Origin of the sequence: Apibacter sp. B3546 (assembly GCF_009827885.1) — a bacterium.
Taxonomy (GTDB): domain Bacteria; phylum Bacteroidota; class Bacteroidia; order Flavobacteriales; family Weeksellaceae; genus Apibacter.
Genome location: NZ_WINW01000032.1, coordinates 1 through 22,611, shown reverse-complemented (window position 1 = coordinate 22,611; position 22,611 = coordinate 1). Strand labels below are relative to the sequence as shown.

The 22,611-nt window shown below is 33.4% G+C and carries 14 protein-coding genes and 1 riboswitch; of the genes, 7 read left to right on the top strand and 7 right to left on the bottom strand.

Annotation, left to right across the window (positions count from 1 at the left end):
* Nucleotides 1-7 precede the first annotated feature (7 nt).
* Nucleotides 8-484, bottom strand: a complete 477-nt coding sequence (rpsG, locus tag GFU93_RS05685) for a 30S ribosomal protein S7 (protein WP_055425681.1) — start codon at nucleotides 482-484, stop codon at nucleotides 8-10.
* A gap of 25 nt (nucleotides 485-509) precedes the next feature.
* Nucleotides 510-890 (bottom strand): 30S ribosomal protein S12, encoded by a 381-nt coding sequence (gene rpsL, locus GFU93_RS05680; protein WP_055425682.1) that lies wholly within the window; start codon nucleotides 888-890, stop codon nucleotides 510-512.
* A gap of 237 nt (nucleotides 891-1,127) precedes the next feature.
* Here rpsL and GFU93_RS05675 point away from each other — a divergent pair, with 237 nt between their 5' ends.
* From GFU93_RS05675 to bshA, 4 genes are all read left to right on the top strand, one after another.
* Nucleotides 1,128-2,042 carry a DMT family transporter gene (locus GFU93_RS05675; protein ID WP_160567927.1) on the top strand — a complete coding sequence of 305 codons (915 nt, stop codon included), beginning with the start codon at nucleotides 1,128-1,130 and terminating at the stop codon, nucleotides 2,040-2,042.
* A gap of 153 nt (nucleotides 2,043-2,195) precedes the next feature.
* Nucleotides 2,196-2,846: a protein-L-isoaspartate(D-aspartate) O-methyltransferase gene (locus GFU93_RS05670; protein WP_105297009.1), complete on the top strand. Its 651-nt coding sequence runs from the start codon at nucleotides 2,196-2,198 to the stop codon at nucleotides 2,844-2,846.
* Nucleotides 2,847-3,094: 248 nt separating this feature from the next.
* A complete protein-coding gene (locus tag GFU93_RS05665) occupies nucleotides 3,095-3,724 on the top strand; it encodes an alpha/beta hydrolase (RefSeq protein WP_160567925.1) in 630 nt (209 codons plus the stop codon).
* 1 nt (nucleotide 3,725) lies between these two features.
* On the top strand, nucleotides 3,726-4,850 hold the full coding sequence (bshA, locus tag GFU93_RS05660; protein ID WP_160567923.1) for an N-acetyl-alpha-D-glucosaminyl L-malate synthase BshA: 1,125 nt from the start codon (nucleotides 3,726-3,728) through the stop codon (nucleotides 4,848-4,850).
* A 30-nt stretch (nucleotides 4,851-4,880) separates the two neighbouring features.
* Here bshA and GFU93_RS05655 read toward each other — a convergent pair whose 3' ends face one another.
* The 3 genes from GFU93_RS05655 to GFU93_RS05645 all read right to left on the bottom strand — a co-directional run bounded on the left by GFU93_RS05655 (nucleotide 4,881) and on the right by GFU93_RS05645 (nucleotide 8,111).
* A complete protein-coding gene (locus tag GFU93_RS05655; protein ID WP_185150471.1) occupies nucleotides 4,881-6,062 on the bottom strand; it encodes a homoserine dehydrogenase in 1,182 nt (393 codons plus the stop codon).
* A gap of 28 nt (nucleotides 6,063-6,090) precedes the next feature.
* Nucleotides 6,091-7,227: a PLP-dependent aspartate aminotransferase family protein gene (locus GFU93_RS05650; RefSeq protein ID WP_160567921.1), complete on the bottom strand. Its 1,137-nt coding sequence runs from the start codon at nucleotides 7,225-7,227 to the stop codon at nucleotides 6,091-6,093.
* Nucleotides 7,228-7,385: 158 nt separating this feature from the next.
* Nucleotides 7,386-7,483, bottom strand: a riboswitch (SAM riboswitch).
* Between the two features lie 319 nt (nucleotides 7,484-7,802).
* Nucleotides 7,803-8,111, bottom strand: coding sequence for a MerR family transcriptional regulator (locus tag GFU93_RS05645; RefSeq protein WP_160567919.1), 309 nt, complete (start codon nucleotides 8,109-8,111; stop codon nucleotides 7,803-7,805).
* A 121-nt stretch (nucleotides 8,112-8,232) separates the two neighbouring features.
* Here GFU93_RS05645 and GFU93_RS05640 point away from each other — a divergent pair, with 121 nt between their 5' ends.
* Nucleotides 8,233-9,000, top strand: a complete 768-nt coding sequence (locus GFU93_RS05640; protein WP_160567917.1) for an SDR family NAD(P)-dependent oxidoreductase — start codon at nucleotides 8,233-8,235, stop codon at nucleotides 8,998-9,000.
* A 69-nt stretch (nucleotides 9,001-9,069) separates the two neighbouring features.
* On the opposite strand, the gene leuS is transcribed toward GFU93_RS05640, so the two are convergent.
* Nucleotides 9,070-11,925, bottom strand: a complete 2,856-nt coding sequence (gene leuS / locus GFU93_RS05635) for a leucine--tRNA ligase (protein ID WP_160568045.1) — start codon at nucleotides 11,923-11,925, stop codon at nucleotides 9,070-9,072.
* 137 nt (nucleotides 11,926-12,062) lie between these two features.
* Nucleotides 12,063-12,698, bottom strand: coding sequence for a DUF6348 family protein (locus tag GFU93_RS05630; RefSeq protein WP_160567915.1), 636 nt, complete (start codon nucleotides 12,696-12,698; stop codon nucleotides 12,063-12,065).
* Nucleotides 12,699-13,008: 310 nt separating this feature from the next.
* Here GFU93_RS05630 and GFU93_RS05625 point away from each other — a divergent pair, with 310 nt between their 5' ends.
* Complete coding sequence (locus GFU93_RS05625; protein WP_160567913.1) at nucleotides 13,009-16,086, top strand: T9SS type A sorting domain-containing protein; 3,078 nt, start codon at nucleotides 13,009-13,011, stop codon at nucleotides 16,084-16,086.
* Nucleotides 16,087-16,109: 23 nt separating this feature from the next.
* Nucleotides 16,110-22,611 (top strand): toxin TcdB middle/N-terminal domain-containing protein (locus GFU93_RS05620; protein WP_221411558.1); only part of this gene is annotated, 6,502 nt, incomplete at its 3' end.

The following is a 22,611-nucleotide window of genomic DNA, read 5'->3' as shown; positions in this document are numbered from 1 at the left end:
ATTTTCTTTAGAATTTGAAATGTGAGAATGCTTTATTAGCTTCAGCCATACGATGCGTATCGGTTTTCTTTTTAACTGCAGCACCTTCCTCTTTAGCAGCGGCAATAATTTCAGCAGCTAACTTTTGAGACATGGACTTTTCATTTCTATCTCTTGAATATTTTATTAACCATTTCATCGCCATAGAAATTTTTCTATCCGGACGAATAGGCATTGGAATCTGGAAGTTAGCTCCCCCAACTCTTCTGCTGCGTACTTCAACGTGAGGCATTACGTTTTCTAAAGCATCTTTCCAAATTTCCAGAGATGTTTTTTCCTGATTTTCTTTTTTAGTTTCTACGATTTCCAACGCATCGTAAAAAATTTTAAAAGCTATGCTTTTTTTACCGTCTTTCATTAAGTTATTAACGAAACGAGTTACTAACTGATCGTTAAACTTAGGATCCGGTAAAAGCGGACGTTTTTTTGCTTTCGTTTTTCTCATTTTACCTGAATAATTTCGTTATTACTTATTTTTTCTCTTTAGGTCGTTTAGCTCCGTATTTACTTCTTCTTTGTAAACGTCCTTGAACGCCGGCTGTGTCTAAAGCACCTCTGACAATGTGATAACGAACACCAGGTAAATCTTTTACCCTTCCGCCTCTCACCAATACTATCGAGTGCTCTTGCAGATTATGTCCTTCTCCCGGGATGTACGCATTGACCTCTTTACCATTAGTTAAACGAACTCTGGCTACTTTTCTAAGTGCTGAATTCGGTTTCTTTGGTGTAGTGGTATATACACGAGTACATACTCCACGTCTTTGTGGACAAGAATCTAAAGCAGCCGATTTACTCTTCTTGGTAAGTGTGGCTCTTCCTTTTCTTACTAATTGTTGAATAGTTGGCATTTATGCTCTTTTAATTTTTAAGTTTGCAAATGTAGTGCTTTTTATTTATAAATGCAAAAAATAATACGCTCATAATCCACTGATTCATATGATTATTTATTTAAAATTTTATCTTTCTAATTGATAATTGTTTAATCTAAATTTAAAAAAAATCAACAATTGAATGAATTTTTCGTCAAGTATCTGAATTTAAGTTTTTAACTTTGAACCTGCTTAAAATTATATAAATACAAATAAATGAACGTGAACTACTTAAAATCGCTATTTTTTGTGGCGTTTGCAGCAGCTTCTTATGGAGTATTGGCAACTTTTGTTCGTCTGTCTTATAACGACGGTTATACTACAGCGGAGGTTACCTTTTCTCAAGCGGTCCTCGGATTGCTAGGTCTTATCATACTTCATGGTTTTAGTAAAAATAAACAGGTAAGTCAAGAAAAAAAATACACTTTAAAAGACAAAGTATATTTAGTTTTGTGTGGAACATCCTTTGGTCTTACCAGCACCTTTTATTACTTAGCCGTTCATTACGGAATCCCTGTATCCATATGCATAGTTTTACTTATGCAAGCGGTATGGATGGGTGCATTAGTGGATTTTATTGTAAATCGTAAGAAACCTACACTTGTTGAAATTGTAGCCATTATAACCATTCTTTTGGGTACTTTATTAGCAACCAATCTTATCAATGAATCTCACGTTCATTTGAATGCAACAGGTGTAATTTTTGGAATTTTAGCAGCACTATCCTATACTTTTTCAATGTTTACATCCAATAAAGTAGCCTTATCTATGCCCTCTACTTTGCGGTCTGTTTATCTGTTAGTGGGAGCCACCCTTATGGTTTCATTAATTTGGGCTCATGCGCTGATAACTGAACCCTTCCATTTTTCAATATTCTATAAATGGGGTATTATATTAGCTGTTTTCGGTACTATTCTTCCTCCATTTTTATTTACCAAAGGTATGCCGGTGGTTGGAATTGGAATAGGAAGTATAATTGCTTCCTTGGAACTTCCGGTTTCTGTTATGATGGCGAAATTTGTGCTTAGCGAAAAAGTAACTTCCCTGCAATGGGTGGGCATTGTACTTATCCTTATCGCTATTGTTTTACTTAATTTAACTTTTATCCTTCCCAAAAGATTTAAAAAATAAAAAATTCAAAAAAAATACAAATAAGATAAAAATAAGGAACTTTTTAACTTATAATAATTTTATGTAAAAAATATTTTTTATCGCTTAATTTTCGCCTTTATGCGTCCCGGTAAATATTGTTTCTCATTGATATTTTAAATAACTTGCAGGACAATGAAACAGGATACATTAAAACATAAAGGAAAGAGAAATAAACTAATTAATTTACTTAAGCAAAAAGGAATAAATGATGAAATTGTATTAAATGCCCTAAATAAAATTCCTCGTCATCTTTTTATAGATTCAATATTTGAAGATCTGGCTTATGAAGACCGAGCTTTTCCAATATTATCCAATCAAACGATTTCCCATCCATTTACAGTAGCTTTTCAAACTCAATTATTACACGTTCAGAAAGGAGAAAAAGTTTTAGAAATCGGAACAGGTTCCGGATATCAAACTTCTGTTTTAGTAGCTTTAGGAGCACAAGTCTTTACCATTGAAAGACAAAAAGAATTATTTGAATTTTCCAAAAGAATACTTAAAAAAATTAATTTCACTCCTAAACATCAAATTTTTGGAGATGGATATTTAGGTCTTCCTTCTTTTGCTCCTTTTGATAAAATTATAGTGACAGCGGGGGTTCCTACCATGCCTAAAAAGTTATTGGAGCAATTAGCAGTTGGGGGGGTCATGGTTATTCCTATAGGAGAAAAAGAGCAAAAAATGTATACAGTTCTAAAATTAGATGAAAATACATTTGAGACTATGGAGTTTGGAGATTATCAATTTGTTCCCATGTTAGAAAATAGAGTGATTGAATAAAAATCGATTGATTACTATTAATAATTTTAAACCGTATCTATTTTACTAAAAAGCATTATGTTTTAATAATTTAAAAAAATATCATCTACTCTAATTTTCTAATTAACAATTGATCTAAAAAATCATTTTCAAGATACTCACCAAGAAGCATAAATTTCATAAGAAACGTATAGATAACGTTAGATCGCTTGATCCTCTAAAATGTATTATACAAAAAAGAGTATCTTTGTTTTACTAAATTTCTAAATATGGTCCATTATTTATTAAGAGAACCTAAGTCAGCTACCGAGACGCCTTCATTAATACTTTTACTGCATGGGTATGGAAGTAATGAGCAAGATTTGTTCAGTTTTGCAGAAGAATTACCCGATGATGCCTACGTGATTAGTTTACGAGCCATACGAGAAATTAGCATGGGGGGATATGCCTGGTACGATTTAGATTTTACTTCAGGAGCCAAAATGATTAATTCCGACCAGGCCATTGAATCGCAAAAAATTATTATGAAATTTTTGGATCAAATCCAAACTAAATATCCTTTTGATACTAATTCCATAACCTTGTTAGGTTTTAGTCAAGGAGCTATCCTTTCTTTTTCATTAGCATTACACCATTCTAAAAGGTTTAAAAAAATAGCCTGTTTAAGTGGATATCCGGATCCGGAATTATTGAAAGACGTAAACATGGGGGATGATTTTTCACAATTGGAATTTTTCTTTTCACATGGAAAAGAAGATCCTATTATTCCCATTCAATGGTCTCGTCAATTCAAATCAATATGTGAAGAATTAGATTTAGATTATGAATATCATGAATACAATGAAGGTCATGGCATAAATTCTGAAAACTATTATGATCTTTTAAATTTTTTGCAATAAGATGAAAATTGGAATTGTTTGTTATCCTACGTTCGGTGGGAGCGGGATAGTTGCCACTCAATTAGGAATGGAGATGGCTGCATTAGGTAATGAAGCTCATTTTATAAGCTATAGCATTCCGGCAAAGCTGGATGTCACTTTGCCTAATGTATATTTTCATCAAGTTTGCGTTAAACAATATCCTTTATTTGAATATCAACCCTTTTCCTTAGCATTGTCTACAATCATTGTAAATGTTGCAGAAACTTACGGATTAGATTTGCTGCATGTACATTATGCAATACCTCATGCCTATGCAGCCTATTTTGCCAAGCAAATTTTAAAAGAGAAGGGTGTTGACTTACCGGTAATCACTACCTTACACGGTACAGATATTACTTTGGTAGGAAGTCATCCCATTTATAAATCCGGTGTCGAATTTTCGATCAATAAATCCGATTATATAACCTCTGTTTCCCAAAGTTTAAAACAAGATACTTTTGAGGCATTTACTATTAAAAAAGACATTGAAGTAATTCCGAATTTTATTGATAATTCTGTTAAAATGTCAAGCCCGTGTATCCGAAAGAATTTTGCTGCTGAAGATGAAAAATTACTTATCCATGTATCTAACTTGAGAAAAATTAAACGCATTGATGATGTAATGTCGATTTTCAATCTGGTACAAAAAGAAGTTAAATCGAAACTTTTGATTGTTGGAGAAGGACCGGAGACTGAAACTATTGAGCATTTAACTAAAGTGTATCATTTGGAGGATAAAATAAAAACGTTGGGAAAAATGGTAGATGTATCTTCAATTTTAAGCATTGCAGATCTATTTTTATTACCTTCTGAACAAGAAAGTTTCGGATTGGCAGCCTTAGAAGCAATGGCCTGTGGCATACCTGTTATTTCAAGTAATGCCGGGGGAATTACGGAAGTTAATAAAGACGGTTTTTCAGGATTTGTGTCACCTGTTGGTGACGTTCCTTCCATGGCAAAGAATGCCATTAGGCTGCTGAAAGATGAAAAAATGCTTTCACTTTTCAAAAAACAAGCGAAAGATCAAGCGTTACTTTTTGATAATTCTAAGATAATTCCTATATATAAAAAATTATATGACAGAGCATTGGGCAATCATTGCTAAATAGTTGAGCTTACATACTTATCAACCCAATCAGCTGAAAAAAATAACATTTATATTCGGATCTTTAATCCATGTAGAATGCGCTAATTTATGTAAACAGATAAAACCTATAAAATAATTACCTGAATGGCTGCTGTATTGCTCTTCGATGGATTCAAAATCATCAAAACCGGAAAATTGATCGTGATATCTCACATAAACCTTATAAATTTTAGTATCGACTAATTGTAATTGTTTATTTAGATGAATATATTTCTTGTTTTCATATCTGTAATCATACGTTAAAGCTGAAATATCAGAAAGCACGGCAGATCCGGTGGGTTTATCTCCCGCACCTTTACCGATCATCAGTTGCTTTTCTGAAAAAGCACTTTCTAAAACCACTCCATTGTATTCATAATTTACATGAGCTAACGTATTTTCTTTTTCTATAAAAGTAGGAGCACAAAAACCCGTAATTTCATTATTATTTTTATTGCATCTTGCTATTAACTTGATTGTTAAATTTCTTTGACGAGCAAATTCCAAGTCGAAATCACTAATTCTTGATATTCCGAAATTAAATATAGATTCCGGTTTTGTAATAAGTCCAAAAGCATGAAAAAGAATAATACACAATTTATATTTAGGATCAATTCCTTCCACATCTAAGGTAGGATCTGATTCTGCGAATCCTTTGTCTTGAGCTTCTTTTAAAACCACAGGATAAGAAAGTTTTTCATGGATCATTTTGGTTAAAATGAAATTGGTAGAACCATTAAAAATTCCCGAAACCGATGTTAACAAATCATTGTCATAATATTCTTCTAAATTTCTGATGATGGGAATACTTGCGCAAACAGAGGCTTCATAGAGTAGGGGAACTTGGTATTCTTTTTCCAACTTTAGAAGTTCAGGTAAATGTTCAGCAATCATCTTTTTATTTGCCGAAACTACAGCTTTTCCGTTTTTCATGGCCTCTGAAACAATTTCAAAAGCAGCATCAGCATCATCAATTAATTCAACAATAACTTCAATTTCAGGGTCCGATAATAACTCGTATTTATCGGTAGTAAAATACTTTTTATCGATTGATCTCGGTTTATCGGGATGTTTGATACATATTTTTTTAATATTTGCATCTACACTTTCGGCTTCTTCTAACACTTTATACAATCCAGTTCCCACACATCCAAATCCAAAAATTCCTAATTTAAGTTTATTTCTTATCATTTAATTATTCAATTTATAAAATTAACCGTTAATCTAAAGCTTGTTTGATATCATTAATCAGATCATCCACATTTTCAATTCCTACCGATAAACGAATTAAAGAATCTTGAATTCCTGTTTCTTTACGAACTTCAAGAGGGGTTGATTTATGGGTCATGGTGGCTGGATGGCTACCCAAACTCCTAACATCGCCTAAATTTTCAGCTAAAAGAAAAATTTTGGTACGGGTTAAAAAATCTTTTGCCGCTTCTAAAGTATCGTCTTTTAAACTAAAAGATACCATTCCGCCAAACCCTTTTTGTTGTTTGGTCGCAATATGATGGTTGGGATGATTTTTTAATCCTGGATAATATACTTTGTCTACTTTGGGATGTGTAGTTAAAAATTCAGCAATTTTTTGAGCATTTTGTGAATGTTTTTCCATACGCAGAGATAGAGTTTGAATTCCGCGTAAGGTTAACCAACTATCAAAAGGAGAGAGAACACCCCCTGAGGTATTTTGTAAATATTTTAATTCTTCGGCTATTTTAGGATCTTTCACAACTATAAATCCGGATAAAACATCTCCATGTCCTGAAAGATATTTAGTTCCACTGTGTACAACAATATCTGCTCCTAAACGTATCGGTTGTTGTAAAGCAGGAGATAAAAAAGTATTATCTACAATTAATAGTGCTCCCACTTGCTTGGAAATTTTAGCGATTTCTTCAATGTCTGATATTTTTAAAGTAGGATTTGTAGGGGTTTCCAGCCAAATGAAGCGAGTTTTATTTGAAACTGCTTGTAAGACATTTTGAATATCAGTAGTATCAATAAATTTAGAGGTTACACCAAATTTATTATAAACTGTAGTAACTATTCGATAAGTACCTCCGTAAACATCATTTACAGCAATAATTTCATCCCCTTGTTTTAATAACTTTAAAACACAATCCGTTGCAGCCAATCCCGATGAAAAAGCAAATCCGGAAATACCACCCTCTAATTCAGCAATGGCTTGTTCTACAACTTTACGGGTAGGATTAGCCGTTCTTGTATAAGCAAATCCTTTATTCACATCCGGTTCTTCCTGAACATAAGAAGAGGTTTGGTAAATAGGAGTAGATATAGCTCCGGTAAGTACATCAGGAGTAGAAATATGTACTAATTTTGTTTCTAATTTCATGACTAGGTTGTTTTTTCTAATTAATAAATGCTTTAAAATTCATTAATCATCATAAAACAACTTATACAAGATTCCCATTTAAATGCTAAATTATAAATTAGCTTCTTTATGTAGGTCGAAAGAAGCTCTATTATTTGTATTTGTATGTAAGCTGTTTCGACTTATCTTTCCTTTACGGTTGGATGCAGCACCTACTCATATAAGAGGGTTGCTAAGGTATCATAGGGCCAATTCCCTCCACCTTTCTTGATAAGTAATTTTATTAATGATCGTTAAATATATTACAAAGATACGTTTTATTTTTTAATTTCCAATAAAAAACGATTTTATTATAATATTTATAAAGGTAATGTATCTTTAGTAATCATTATAATATAAGATATAAAGCATGCTAAATATAAATGAATTTATCAAAAGAAGCATTTTAATAACCGACGAAATTAATTTTAAGTTGAAAAAATACAATTTTTTGTGATAGTAATTAATTTACTGTAAAGTATGATTTATAGTAAGATCAATAATAATATTATGCAATGTAAATGATATTTTAACAACCCATTTATTTAATACTGATTTTATTTGTTGGAAAACTTTTTTAATACATTTTCAATCATTTGCATTCGGCTGTCTAATTTTTGTGACGCAGCATCTAATGTAAACCCTTCTTCCAATAATTCTTTTATTAGAATCATTTTTTTAATATTTTCATAATTGTATCTTCTGTTTTTTCCTTCCTGTTCTGTAAGACTTTTGATAATTCCTTTATCTTCCCAATACCTAATTTGTCGGGTAGGAATTCCCGTTATTTGAGAAACTTCGCCAATGCCCACAATTAATTGCTCTAAAAACTTAAAATCGAAAGATAAATGATTGGTTTCATTCATTTTGTAAATTATTTACATTGTTTGAAGTAAATATACAAAATAAAAGTTAAATTTGTAATTGTAAATAATTTGCATAAAATGTAAATATTTAACAATAAAATATAATTAAAATTTAAACACTATGTTCAAAGACAAAAATGTTATTATAACCGGCGCTACAGAAGGAATAGGCTTGGGAATTGCTCGTGCTTTCGCCCAACAAAGAGCAAATCTTGTTCTAATTGCCAGAGATCCTCAAAGATTAAACAACATCAAAGAAGAATTTTCGTCGTATCACGTAACTGTTTTTCTGATTTCTGCGGATTTAACGGAAATTGATAAATTACCTTCAGTTGGTAAACTAATTTTAGAAAAAGTAAAGACAGTTGATGTGTTAATCAATAATGCAGGAATCGGTCGTTTTAATCCTTTTGAAAAAACATCTAAAGATTTATTAGATAAACACATTAATCTTAATATGAAAGCACCTTATATACTGACTCAAAATTTGTATCAATCTTTGAAAAAATCCAAAGGAAATATAATTAATATTTCATCTTATTTTTCACACAGAATGTTACCGGGAAGAGAATCTACTGCTTACTCCATGACTAAGGGCGGTATAGATTCATTTACTAAATCATTGGCTTTTGAGGCAGGAAAAGATGGAATTCGGGTTAATGCTATTGCTCCGGGAAGTATCGATACGCCTCTTCTTCGATATAATTTAGAACAACTTAGCGAAGAAGGGAAAACAAATTTTCATACAATGATTAAAACTATATATCCGATGGGAAGTATTGGAACGGTAGAAGATATTGGGGCGGCGGCTGTTTTCCTGGCTTCCGATCAAGCCCGATGGATTACCGGAGCGATTTTATCAGTTGATGGTGGATTAACAACTAATTAGTTAATAAAAGATAGCATAAAGGAATATAAAAAAAACCAATCCGTTTTGGGATTGGTTTTTCAAGTCTATTTATAGTACAATATTGACAATTCGTTTAGGCACTACAATAATCTTTTTAGGTTGTTTGCCGTCAAGATAATTCGGTGTTTTTTCATGGGCCATTACTGCTTCTTCAATTTCTTTAGGAGTAGCGGAAATAGGCATTTCAATTTTAAAACGTACTTTTCCATTAAAACTAACCGGATATTCATGTATTTCGGAAACAAGATATTCAGCGTTAAATTCAGGGAATGCTTGAAATTCAATGCTGTTTTCATGTTCTAATTTTTCCCATAGTTCTTCTGCAATATGTGGAGCATAAGGAGAGATTAAAATGCACAAGGATTCTAAAATTTCTCTTTTATAGCATTTTATTTTTACCAAATCATTGGTAGCAATCATAAAAGAACTTATGGATGTATTGAAAGAAAAGTTATCCAAATCCTCTTTAACTTTTTTTATTAATTGATGAATTATTTTTTGTTCTTCTTTAGTAGGTTTTTCATCTGATACAAAGAAAGTTTCTCCTTCACCGGAATGATACAGTTTCCAGAATTTTTTTAAGAATCCATGAACTCCGCTAAGTCCTTGAGTATTCCAAGGTTTAGCCTGTTCAATAGGTCCTAAAAACATCTCATACATACGTAAGCTGTCGGCTCCGTATTCATCACAAACATCATCCGGATTAATAACATTGTAGTAAGATTTTGACATCTTTTCTACTTCTCTCCCGCATATAAATTTACCTTCTTCAAGAATAAACTCTGCATTTTTGAATTCATCTCTCCAATTTCTTAATTTTTCTAAATCAATTTCATCTGTAGTTCCTTTAAGAAGTTTTACATCAATATGCAACGGAGTGGTATCTTGTACTTCATGTAATAAATTGTAAGAGATGAAGTTATTAGTTCCGTTAATTCGGTAGATATAAGCACTTTGACCTAAAATCATCCCTTGATTAATTAATTTTTGGAACGGTTCTTCTTGGGCACAGTATCCATAATCTTTTAAAAATTTATTCCAAAAACGTGAATACAATAAATGTCCCGTAGCATGTTCACTTCCTCCAATATATAAATCTACATTTTCCCAATAATTTATTTTTTTAGTATCCGCAAAGCAAGAATGGTTAGTTGGATCTGTGTATCTGAGAAAATACCAGGAACTTCCGGCCCAACCGGGCATTGTATTCAAATCTAAAGGAAAAATCGTGGTATGATTAATACGGTCGTTACTTACAACTTGTTCATTTTCAGTATCCCAAGCCCATTGTGCAGCACGTCCCAACGGAGGATCTCCGTCTTCAGTGGGCAAATATTTTTCAACCTCCGGAAGAAGTAAAGGTAATGCAGATTCCGGTAAAGCATAGGGAATATCATTTTTATAATATATAGGAATAGGTTCCCCCCAATATCGTTGACGAGAAAAAACGGCATCTCGTAATCGGTAGTTGGTGGTTCCGTGCCCGATTTTCATTTTTTCTATTTCCTCAATAATTTTAGCTTGAGCATCTTTAACAGTCAATCCGTCTAAAATTTGGGAATTGATACAGATTCCTTCTTTAGAAGAAAAAGCCTCTTCTTGAACATCGGTTCCTCCTTTAATTACTTCAACAATTGGAAGTCCAAAATGTTTAGCAAATCGATGATCACGCTCATCATGAGCAGGAACAGCCATTATGGCACCTGTTCCGTATCCATATAATACGTAATCTGCAATATAAATAGGAATTTTTTTATGAGTAAAAGGATTTATAGCATAAGCACCGGTAAATTGTCCTGAAACAGTTTTAGCATCTGCGATTCGCTCCCTTTCCGATCGTTTGGTGCTTTGATCTTTATATTGGTTTACGGCTTCGTAATAGGTGCCGGTAGTAATTTGATCCACAAGAGGATGTTCAGGAGCCATAACCATATAAGTTGCACCAAATATTGTATCCGGACGAGTGGTGAAAATTGTAACGGTTGCTTCGGAATCAGCAACAGCAAAATTGATTTCTGCTCCTAAAGATTTACCGATCCAATTACGTTGACTTTCTTTGATTGATTCACTCCAATCGATGGTTTCCAATCCGGAAAGAAGTCTTTCAGCATAAGCCGTGATCCGCATGGACCATTGCATCATGCTTTTTTGATAAACAGGATATCCTCCTCGTTCAGAAACTCCGTTTACTACTTCATCATTTGCCAGAACCGTACCTAAGGCGGGACACCAGTTAACGGTTGTTTCTGCACGATATGCCAATCGGTAATTTAAAAGGATATGTTGTTTTTTTTCATCTGAAAAACGTTTCCAATCTTCAGCCGAAAATATTTCAATTGGTGAGGTACAGGCATTTATTTTAGCATTACCTTTCTTTGAAAAAATATCTACTAATTCAGTAATAGGACGAGCCTCTTGCGAAGAAGTATTGTAATATGAGTTAAAAAGTTGGATGAAAATCCATTGGGTCCATTTATAATAGTCGGGATCAGATGTTCTCACTTCACGATTCCAGTCAAAAGAAAATCCCAATTTTTTCAACTGATTGTTATATCCTGCTATAACATTGTCTTTATTATCTATACCCCCGTTGATATTAACTTCTGTGGTTATCGCCGGATGTTGGCCTGTTTGAATAGCATATTGTTCAGCAGGTAGCCCGAAACTGTCATAACCAATGGGATGAAGTACATTAAAACCTTGGTGGCGTTTAAACCTTGCATAAATATCAGAGGCAATATAACCCAGTGGATGACCTACATGTAAACCTGCTCCCGAAGGATACGGAAACATATCCAATACATAAAACTTGGGTTTATCTGTATGGTTTGAAGCAGCAAATGTTTGTTGCTCTTTCCATTTTTTTTGCCATTTTTTTTCGATTTCCTGAAAATTATATTGCATGGGTAAAATTGAATTAATTTTTTGCAAAGGTAATGATTTATTCAATTTTTAAAATTGTATTTCAGCTCAAAGCATATGTATTAATTACAATTGTAAAAGATATATTATAAGAAATATATATAATAATTCTTTCAAACTTACTTACGCTTTAGTATTATAAAATTTCTTAGACTGTAAAATTTATCGGAATTGTCCCATGCAACTGTTTTCAATTTATTTTCCATTTCCGGCCATACTTCATTATTTTTTAAAGTTTCAATCATAATCTCTCGGCTGTTTACATTAGCATAATAGATGCGTAGCCAATATAAATCTTCCTCTAGATTTTCCTCTTGAATTTGTTCCTCTATGATTTTAAATAAATTCTCGGGAATATTGAAATCGCCTTTGCACCCAAAATTACCGATATATACCTTCCATTTGTTGCCTTTGATCTCCCATTCTTCAATTCCGATTTGATCATCATTAGTAATTTGCCAAAAAGCAGATAAAAACACATGAAATGAATTAGCGACAAAATTTTGAAAAGCATTTTGTATGGCACTAATTTTATTTTTACCAATACCTAAGTAGCTTTCCGAGATAGTTTTTTTATTGGCTAAAAGTAAGGTTATATCTAAACGTATGCCGGCTCCGTTTTCATATTCTTTAAAATCAAATGTTTCAGCACGCATGGCAGGAAGTTGTTCATCAACCAAAAGCCAGTCTTTATATTCAATGCTGGGTAGGTCATGAGCAAGAAGCATATTAGCGAGAATTTCTTGAGGTGACATAGATTATTTTTCTTCAAAATTACATAATATCTTTATTTAATACTACAACTAGTACAAGTACGTAACTCATGAATACCGCTTCATATATTTATTATAAATCGCGTTGATACTATAAAAATATTTTGATACAAAATTTAAATAACCAAAAATTTATATTATGTCTATTATGTCTATTAAATTTAAAATTATCAATTCTACAATATAATTAATTAAAAATATTAATTTTTTTAGTTGTAAAACCATAATGTGTATATTTAATAAAAATAAAATAATATATTTGTTGCTTTAATTAAAAAATAATCATATTACTATGAGAAAATTATACTTAATATTTCTTATAGGGGCTAATTCCATATTTACATCTGCGCAAAAAGGTAGGGTAATCGGGCCGGGAGGTATTCCCGGTGCTGTTTTATGGATGAAAACAGTCCCTGAAACAAAGAATCTTAACGGTAGATATCTTTGGAAAGATTTTTCTGGAGATTCTTTACGGCTAAATTACTATGATAGTGGAGGAGAGTATATAGTTGAATGGAATCCATTCGGTAGATCCATTAATTTTAATCCATCGATACTCCTAACTAATCCAAGCTCCAGTAAAGAAATTCAAATTAAAAGTGGAAATTTATCTACAGCCACTATTCTGGGTACTTATGCTGAAGCTAGTATACTTGGAAGTAAATTTGAATATCCGGATTATATTTTTACACTTAACGGGGTTGAAGGAAAAGGATTTGTCTTAAATAAAGATAAAATTATACACAGTAATGAAAGCAACAAAGGAATTTTAGACTATGGTTCTGAAGAAGGCTATGATTTAATGTATCACCCGAACGGGAATTCAAATTCAGATTTAACGGCTTATCAAGAAAAGACCATGCGTTTGTTCACTTATTTTCGTGCAAATAAACGAGCAACTAACGTATGGGGTGAAAGAATGAGTTCTACCTTATCCATAGGAGAAAAATTTTATTCATTCAATAAATATAACAATTCGACTTATAATACAGATCTTTTTGATCCTAATTCGATATACAGAGCGTATATGCCGGAATTAATCATGTACGATCGTATATTAAATCCGCTTGAAAAAATTAAAGTAGAATCGTATTTAGCCTTAAAATACGGTTTTATGTTAGAAAATTCCTTGATAAATAGTTATGATAAATTACTTTGGGACAAAGATGAGAATATAAAGTATAATCATCGAGTTACAGGTATTTACAGAGATGATATAAGTGGATTATATCAACGAAGAAGTACCACATCCTACGAAGAAAGTCCTTATTTTACTTATTCAGCACAAGGAGACTCCTATGATGAGTCCAATAATTACAATTTACCCAATAAAAATAAATTATTGGTTATTGAAAAATTCCCGGCTAATTCCATGTCTGATTCTGAATATGTGATTTGGGGTGATAATAATAATGATATTAAAACATCTCAGATTGAAAGCATTGCCGGAATGAATATTATGAATCGTCGTTGGTTAGTAAATACCGGTAATATCAGTAATACAGAAGAAAAAGACGTAATTTGGAAATTGCCAGAAAATTTAGATGCAGTAAAAGAAAAATATAAATTTTCCCAAGTAAAGATGGTTAATGAGCGCAGCAAAGATTCTGAGACAGCGATCATGTATACTCAAGATCCCTTGAAAGGATATGAAGGTCATGCCTCTTTAACCTTAGGCAATCCTTTTGGAGGAGTTATGTTAAAGTTCGGTACAAAAGAGGTTACAAATCAACAAAAACCAAGTGCTGATTATGGAGTATTCATAGACCATCAAGGAAAAGTATTTACCATTATTAGAGGTATAGTAACACATTATATCAATCACAAAGTAAATGTTGGAGATCGGGTACAAATCGATAAAACTAAAGATGATTTTATAATACGATTTAACGGATATGCCCCCCCTATTCCCGGGTTAGATTCTCCCAATATACCTTTGGATAAGGAAGATATAGATCAACCATTCCATGTCAGTCTGGTCATGTATAAGTGGAATTTAGAATCGTTAGTCAAAGATGTAAGGACCGGAGGATTTGTGAATAGCGGTAACAAAGTTGAATTAGGATATATTCAACATCGGGCTGAAGAATTCTCGGAGTATAAAGACGGAAGAACGTATCTTTTAATTGACCGATCCGGAAAAGGAGATTTTAAATTAGAAAATACCGATTTTTATTTATCGGATGAATACGACCCATACAGACAAAAAATAATATTTAATAATGTATTCTTTGATACGGATTACAACGGAAAAGATGTATTTACTTTCGGATACCGGCCAACCAATATAATTGCTAAAATAAATAAAAGCAATCCAACTTGTGATGCTTCCTCTCATAGTAATAATGACGGATCCGTACAAGTGAAAATTCTTAGAGGAGATGAAGGATTTGAATATGAATTAGTTGATAAAAGTGATAAGGAAGTAAAAAAATCCGGAGTATTTTATGGTAAAGATTTAAATTTAAGCGGACTTTCAACCGGTGAATACACCTTGAGATTAAAAGAATTGGGCGGTTTCAATATTCTATCCGATTCTACCGGTGTGGAAGCAAAAGCACATAGTATACAAAGTATCGATTGGGATAGAGGAGGATTTTTTGAAACAACTATCAAAGGTACCAATCAAAATTTCCAGATGGGATTAACTCTAAATCCAAGATCGAATTCAGTAGCCGACATTGCAATCCATGCAGGATTTGAAATCAATCAAGGACGCATATATATAATAAAAGACTATGAAAAAAGCAACACTCCATTAGCAAATGTTGTGCTTAAGGAAGGAGATCGGGTTCAAATATATAAAGACTTTAACGAAAGACAATCGCCGTATAAAGTATACTATAAAATAAACGGTGAAACCTTTTATACGGAATATATTACCCTTTACCATTTCTTTGCAATTAAATTAAACAATAATGTGGGAGGTGTTTATAATATAAGAAACACAGACGGATTTAATGAATCTCAACCTAATTATTGGAAGTATCAAGGGACTCATTCCTATCCTAAATCTGAAAATCTATCTAAGAGTATTTTGGAACAAACAATCATTTTGAAAGATGATTGTACGAAAAAAGAGGAAGAAACAGAAAATCAAGACATACCGGATAAAACCAATAAGAATGTTCAATTTTATTATAAAGATTTTAAAAACAAATCTGAAATAACCGGTACTATTAAGTTAAAACAGCCATCCGGAATTATGATTTCAGTTTTCGACTTTTCAGGAAATATGGTTTTGAATAAACATATGAACAAAATCGATACGGAACATACCTTCGATCTTACCGGACTTTCCAAAGGTGTGTATATAGTGAAAATATTTTCCGATGAAGGTGAATTTACCAAGAAGATTTCAATAAACTAAATTACTAAAATAAGTACATCATTATGAAATTAAATTCAAAGCAAGCCCGTTTTGTTTCACTCGTGTTACTATCCACGATGGCATTACAGAGCTTTTCCCCATATATTCCTTTAATTGAACATAAGAAGTATGAATTAAGGGAGAAACGTTTAGTACTTACTAAGCATTCTAAAACCGTTGATGAGAATTCTGAATCTGGAAACCCTCAAAAATCGGTAATGAATAAAGGTGAGGAAACCCAAAAAAATAGTAAATCAGAAAAATTAATTACTTCAAGCTCTATTCTTTACAGTGCTAATATTTCAGAAGGAGTAATCGGTACTTTAGAAAATAAAATTTTTGATAATCCGGAAGATAATATTTTCACGATATATCTGGATCAAAAACCGCAGCAAGATCAAAAAGTATATTTGACTTATGAGTTGTATGGAGTTTCCGATAAAAACGGAATTTCCAAAAGTATCAACGACCGAATGAGCAGAGGAGGATATTTAGTGAAAAAATATTCCGGATGGACTCATCAAAAAGAAGAAATAAATTCAGATTGGCTGAAAACCGGTGATAACACGATTCAATTTGCTATTCCGCAGGATGCCGGATACGGATATAAAATAAAGAACTTAAAAATTGAAGTAGAAAAACAAAAATCTCCTGTAGGTACTATTACCTGGGAGGCATTTGCTTTTGAAGGAGGAGATACCTATGTAAAAGGATATTTTGCAGACGGAAAAGATCGCAAATTAGTTATTAACAATACAGAAATTTCTACCTGTCAAGGTGAATTTGAAGCTGTACTTTCCGGTAAAGTTTCTACCGTTGAATTGGTTACCGAAGGAATTAAAAATGTCAGAGAAACCAAAATTGTAACCGGAAAACAAGATTACTCGTATTCCTTGCAATCAAACACAGCACAAGAGCAAATTTGGTTTAAAAAAGATAAGACAAATAATATAATACATCTTTTAGGAGCTGAATTGAGTGTAAATGGTAAGAATCTGTTAAGTGACAAGCAAATACTGATCCGTGGATTAAGAAGTATTGATATTCCCGCACTGGATATGGGTATGAAAAATGTGACGGGAAAAGCAGACGGGTATAAATTTTTACCTCATGGAGAGCATTTTAATGAAGGGGCAATACTCAAGTTGGCTTACGACCGCTCCAAAATTCCGAACGGCTATACCGAAAAAGATATCCGAACTTTCTATTTTGATTTGGAAAGCCATCATTGGGTAGCTTTGGAACGAGACAGTATAGATACCAAAAATCAAGTAATTATATCCCGAACTACACATTTCACCGATATGATTAACGGGGTGATACAAGTACCGGAATCGCCGGAAACTAATGGTTTTACACCCACAACCATGAGCGATATTAAAGTTGCCGATCCGTTGTCAAAGGTGAATTTAATAAGCGCACCGACTGCCAATAATCGTGGATCCGCAGCGTTAAGTTATACCTTTGAAATGCCTCCCGCTCGTAATGGAATGAGTCCGTCTCTAGGTATTCAGTATAACAGTGATGGAGGTAGCGGATGGTTAGGCGAAGGCTGGGATATGAATATTCCGAGTATAACAGTAGATACTCGTTGGGGGGTACCGAGATACGATACTTCAAAAGAAACCGAAACCTATACGATGGATGGAACCCAGTTGGTAACCCTGGGAGCCGATGGAAATACGTCCTTAGCCCACAGAGGAGAAAAAATAGCCAGAAAATCAGACCGATTATTTTATTCCAGAAAAGAAGGGAGCTTTGCTACCATTCAAAGGAAAGGAACTAATCCGGGAAATTATACCTGGGAAGTAACCAATAGAAAAGGGGTTAAATATACTTACGGAGGAAATGGAGGAATACTTAAAGGAACTGTTACCGATATATCCGGAAAGAGCAAAGACGTAATTACGGAATGGAAAGTTTCCAGAGTAGAAGAACTTCACGGAGATTGGATTGAATATATTTATGAACAAGTGGAAGAACCGGTAAAAGGAGGTTTGAAATCCAAAGCTTTATATCTTAAAGAAGTACATGCCGGTAACAAAGGACAAAATGCGCATACAGTAGTTAAATTTACTTCTGCTAAAACTAAGCAAAAAGAAACAAATTCAGCTCGATATGGATTTTTTACCTCTTCTAATCGCTTACTTACCCATGTTGAGATAGACTTTGAAGGAAGTAAATTAAGAGAATATGAATTAAAATATAAATCCGGAGCATTTTATACAGATCTTTTAGACCAAATAACGCACAAAGACGATCAAGGAAAAGAATTTACTTCCAATCGTTTTGAATATTATGATGATGTTAAATCTCAAGAGGGATATATAGCCTTTAGTCAAAATGAAGAAACTTGGGCAAAAAAAGGAGAAAAGATTAACGAAAGTTCCACAACATCCTATGGAGGATCTTTCTATACCGGAGTGGGTATTTTTAATGGAGATCCCATATTTAGCAGTGGAACCTTGGGAGGAAGTTACAGCTATTCCACTAGTGTTACAGAAGGTAAATCGACTTTTATAGACATCAACGGTGATGGATTAACGGATAAAGTATATCAAAAAAATGGAGTATTATATTATGAACCTCATTTATTAACACCTTTAAAGGGGGAAAAATTTGGTAAGCCAATAGCTATAAAGGGTATAAATAAATTTTCTAAAACCAAGTCAACCAGTTCTAATGGAGGTGGTTCTGCCCGGGCAGGAATTGGATTGGCTACTGCAACTGTCGGCATCAACGGAGGGACAACTAATACAACTACAACCGTCTATTTTGCAGACGTAAATAGTGATGGATTGATCGATGTAGTATCTAATGGAAAAGTATATTTTAATCGTATTACCCGAGATAGTGATGGTAATTTGATTCCTTCCTTTACATTAGAAAGTTCATTAACTCCAAGCCCGATTATGGGTGGAGGAACTATTGACAGTTCCGATACTGCGATAGATCCTCAGGAACAAAAAGATCTTATTTATAATTCTCCACTTTATGATGTTGTAAAAGTATGGGAAGCGCCTTTTGACGGGAAAATAAGAATAGAAGGAAATGTACAATTACAAGCACCAACGGGAGATTACGACACTGAAGAGTATGAAAAAGCCGACGGGGTGAGGGTAGCTATCCAATATAAAGGAAAAGAAAAATGGAATAAGAGTATAAATAAAGGTGATTTTACTAATTATCCTGCAAATATTAAATTATCCGAGACTATAAAAAAAGGAGATAAAATTTATTTCCGAGTACAATCCGGAAACCAGGAAATGTCTAATGGAAGCTTTGATCAAGTACAATGGAATCCTGTTATAACCTACGAACAAACCGCCCTTGCTGAAGCAGACTTAAACAGTATAAATCCAGACGGGCAAAAAATGTATCGTTTTTCATCCTCAGAATCCCACATAGCTTCACAGGATGTAGCAACCAGTGTCGGTGATTTTAAAAAAGCCTTAATATTTGGAACTTTTGAAAAACCGATCACATCTGATGATGTTACGGTAAAAGTTATTCAAACCAATGACAGTCGTTCCGAAGAAGTTATAGTTTATGAAAAAACGTTTAATTGGAACGAAACTCATCAAGGAAATTTAGAAATACCTGTACCTGAGGGAAATAATTGGAAAAACTTTTATTTTACTTTGAGTTCACCCAGTCAAGTGAATTGGAAAAAAATTAGTTGGAAACCGCAAATAAAATTAGATAACGGGCAAGAGGCTGAAACGGGAAGTGTTAATTACAGCATTTACCATCAAAAATGGGAAGGAAGTTACTATCCATTAACTTTTGAAAATGCCGGCCAAACTAAAAATATATCGCTTACATTTCAAGCGCTGGCAAATGATCCTATGAATTCTTCCGTTTTGAATGGAGATCTTGCGATTACCATTAAGAAAAAAACCGGGTTATTGGGAAGATATAAAATCAGAGTTGAAAATGGAATTGTTGTTACTCCACCTTTAACGGATTTGAAAGTTGAGGAAAATGGGTCTTTATCTGAACATATTTGGGTGGAAGCATTTACCAAGGATGCAACGATCATCAAAAATTTGAAAGCTTTAACTTTTACTTTGCAAACCGAAAACGGATTGTCGTCTAATGGATATGCAAATATTTTTGTAAAAGATTCAGACAAAGGTTTTGGACCTATGTATCGCGGTTGGGGTCAATTTATCTACAATGCCAATGCCGGACGTTATGCACGTCCTATAGATGAAAAGGAATTACAATTGCCGCAGAATGAAAATGCTGATATGGATCCTCGTACCATGATTTTTATTCCGATGGGATTAGATAATGAGACCAAGAGTTATTGGACGGGAGCAGACCGCTATGTATATACTAAAGATTCAAGTATGAGTGCATCCCGATTAGGTGAAAAAGAGGTTAAACTTACCAATCCATTGGAAGGTTTAAGTAACAATCCGTCTTCATCAGGAAACTGTTTACAAGGATCTTCGGCTATAGGGATAAAATTAACCAGCAAGTCAAAAAATACGACTAAACAAGTGGGAGCCTCATTTGGTATTGGAGTAAACTACAATGAATCTGAGGGTAGCGATGAAACCACATTATCTTTTTCCGATATGAACGGAGACGGATATCCGGATATTATAACCAAAAATAAGATACAATTCACCAATACCCGAGGAGGATTTGACGGTGAAGTGATTGATTCACGTAACGGATTTGAAGGAAATCATCGAAGTACCAGTAGTAGTCAAGCGAATGTTTTGGGATCAATTCCGATTACAGCTTCTTCAATTGATACCAAACTAACGTTAGGAGCAAAGAAAAACGCTATAGATATTAAATCGGCTCAATTGGGTATAGGGGCTCTAAGTCTTTCCGTAGATAATCCTCCAAAAATGAAAGAAAAGGTTGAACATACTTTAATGGATATTAATGGAGACGGTTTGCCGGATAAAGTATATAAGAATGGTAAAGTACGTTTTAATTTAGGTTACAGCTTTACTCCTGAAGTAGATTGGGATATAAACGAAATACAAACCGGAAAATCTGAAACTTTTACTGGTGGTGCGGATATGCCTATAAAATCTTTTGATAAAGCTTCATCCAGTTTTTCAGGGGGAGTTAATGTAACAACTGTAACCAATACATCCAACTTTAAGTTAATGGATGTAAACAGCGATGGTTTAATAGATAAAGTGCGCGTTAACGAGGGAAAAACATGGGTATCACTAAATAAAGGAGCCTCTTTTGCTCCGGAACAAGAGTGGAAAGAGATGAATCGTATAAATAAAAATTCTTCCGTAAGTATTTCTACCAATGTATCCTATACCATGAATATAGTGATCCCTCTATTTGTGGCACCACCAATAAAGATATCTTTAAATCCCGGAGTAAACTCTTCCAATTCCACCGGTCACACAACATTCGAAATCAAAGATGTTGACGGTGACGGATATCCTGATATGGTATGGACGGATAATTCGGGAAGTATAAAAGTGAAGCGCTCTACCATTGGAAGAACCAATAAATTGAGCAAAGTATCCAATTCCATAGGGGGAAAATTCATGCTTGATTATAACCGTTCCGAAGCTACTTATGAACATCCGGGAGGAAAATGGGTGTTATCATCCGTAGAAATTGATGACGGAATTCATGATGATGGTGCGAATATGCGTACGGAATATCGCTACCTGGAAGGAAAACAAGACAGACATGAAAGAGAGTTTTTAGGTTTTGGAAAAGTTGAAAAAATTAATATAAATACCGAAAATAACAATCAAGTATATAGGAAAACCATTGAAGAATATGATGTTACGAATTACTATACTTCAGGTAATTTATTAAAAACAACCATCACCGATGCTCAAGGGAAAAAATATGCCCAAACTGAAAACAAATACTATCAATACGAAGTAAAACAAAAGGATAGAAACAACTATAGCATTTCTTCCAACATAGTATGTTCTGATGACCAAGCTTCCTTTACTCCACTACAATATACCCGCAATATGGTGTTTGAAGGTAAAGATCAAGGGATTATAACCAATGAAATCTGGTATTCATATGACTTGGCAGATCAATACGGTGAACTTTCCAACTACCGATACAGTGATAGCGGAAACTTAGGCGAAAACGGAGCAGGAAGCTATAACTATCAAACATCCATTTCCTATACCTCTAATCCTAATAAGAACATTTTCGGATTACCGGTAAAAGTTCAAGTCAAAGGATCCGGTGGAAATGTTCAAAGAGAAGTAACGGCAGAATATGATCTAAACTATGCTAATCATATTACCCGAGTTCGTCAAAAACTCAATGATAAAGAAGAATCGGTAACTGATATTACTTATGACAAGTACGGAAATATTACCCAAAAAACTTTACCGGCCAATACTAAAGGCCAAAGAATGTGGTATAAATATCGATACGATAAAGATTACCATATGTATGTAGAGCGTATTGATGATGCTTATGGATATACCGGTTTATTGGAAAATTATGATTATCGTTATGGAATACCGTTAACTAGTAAAGATATCAACGGATATTTCA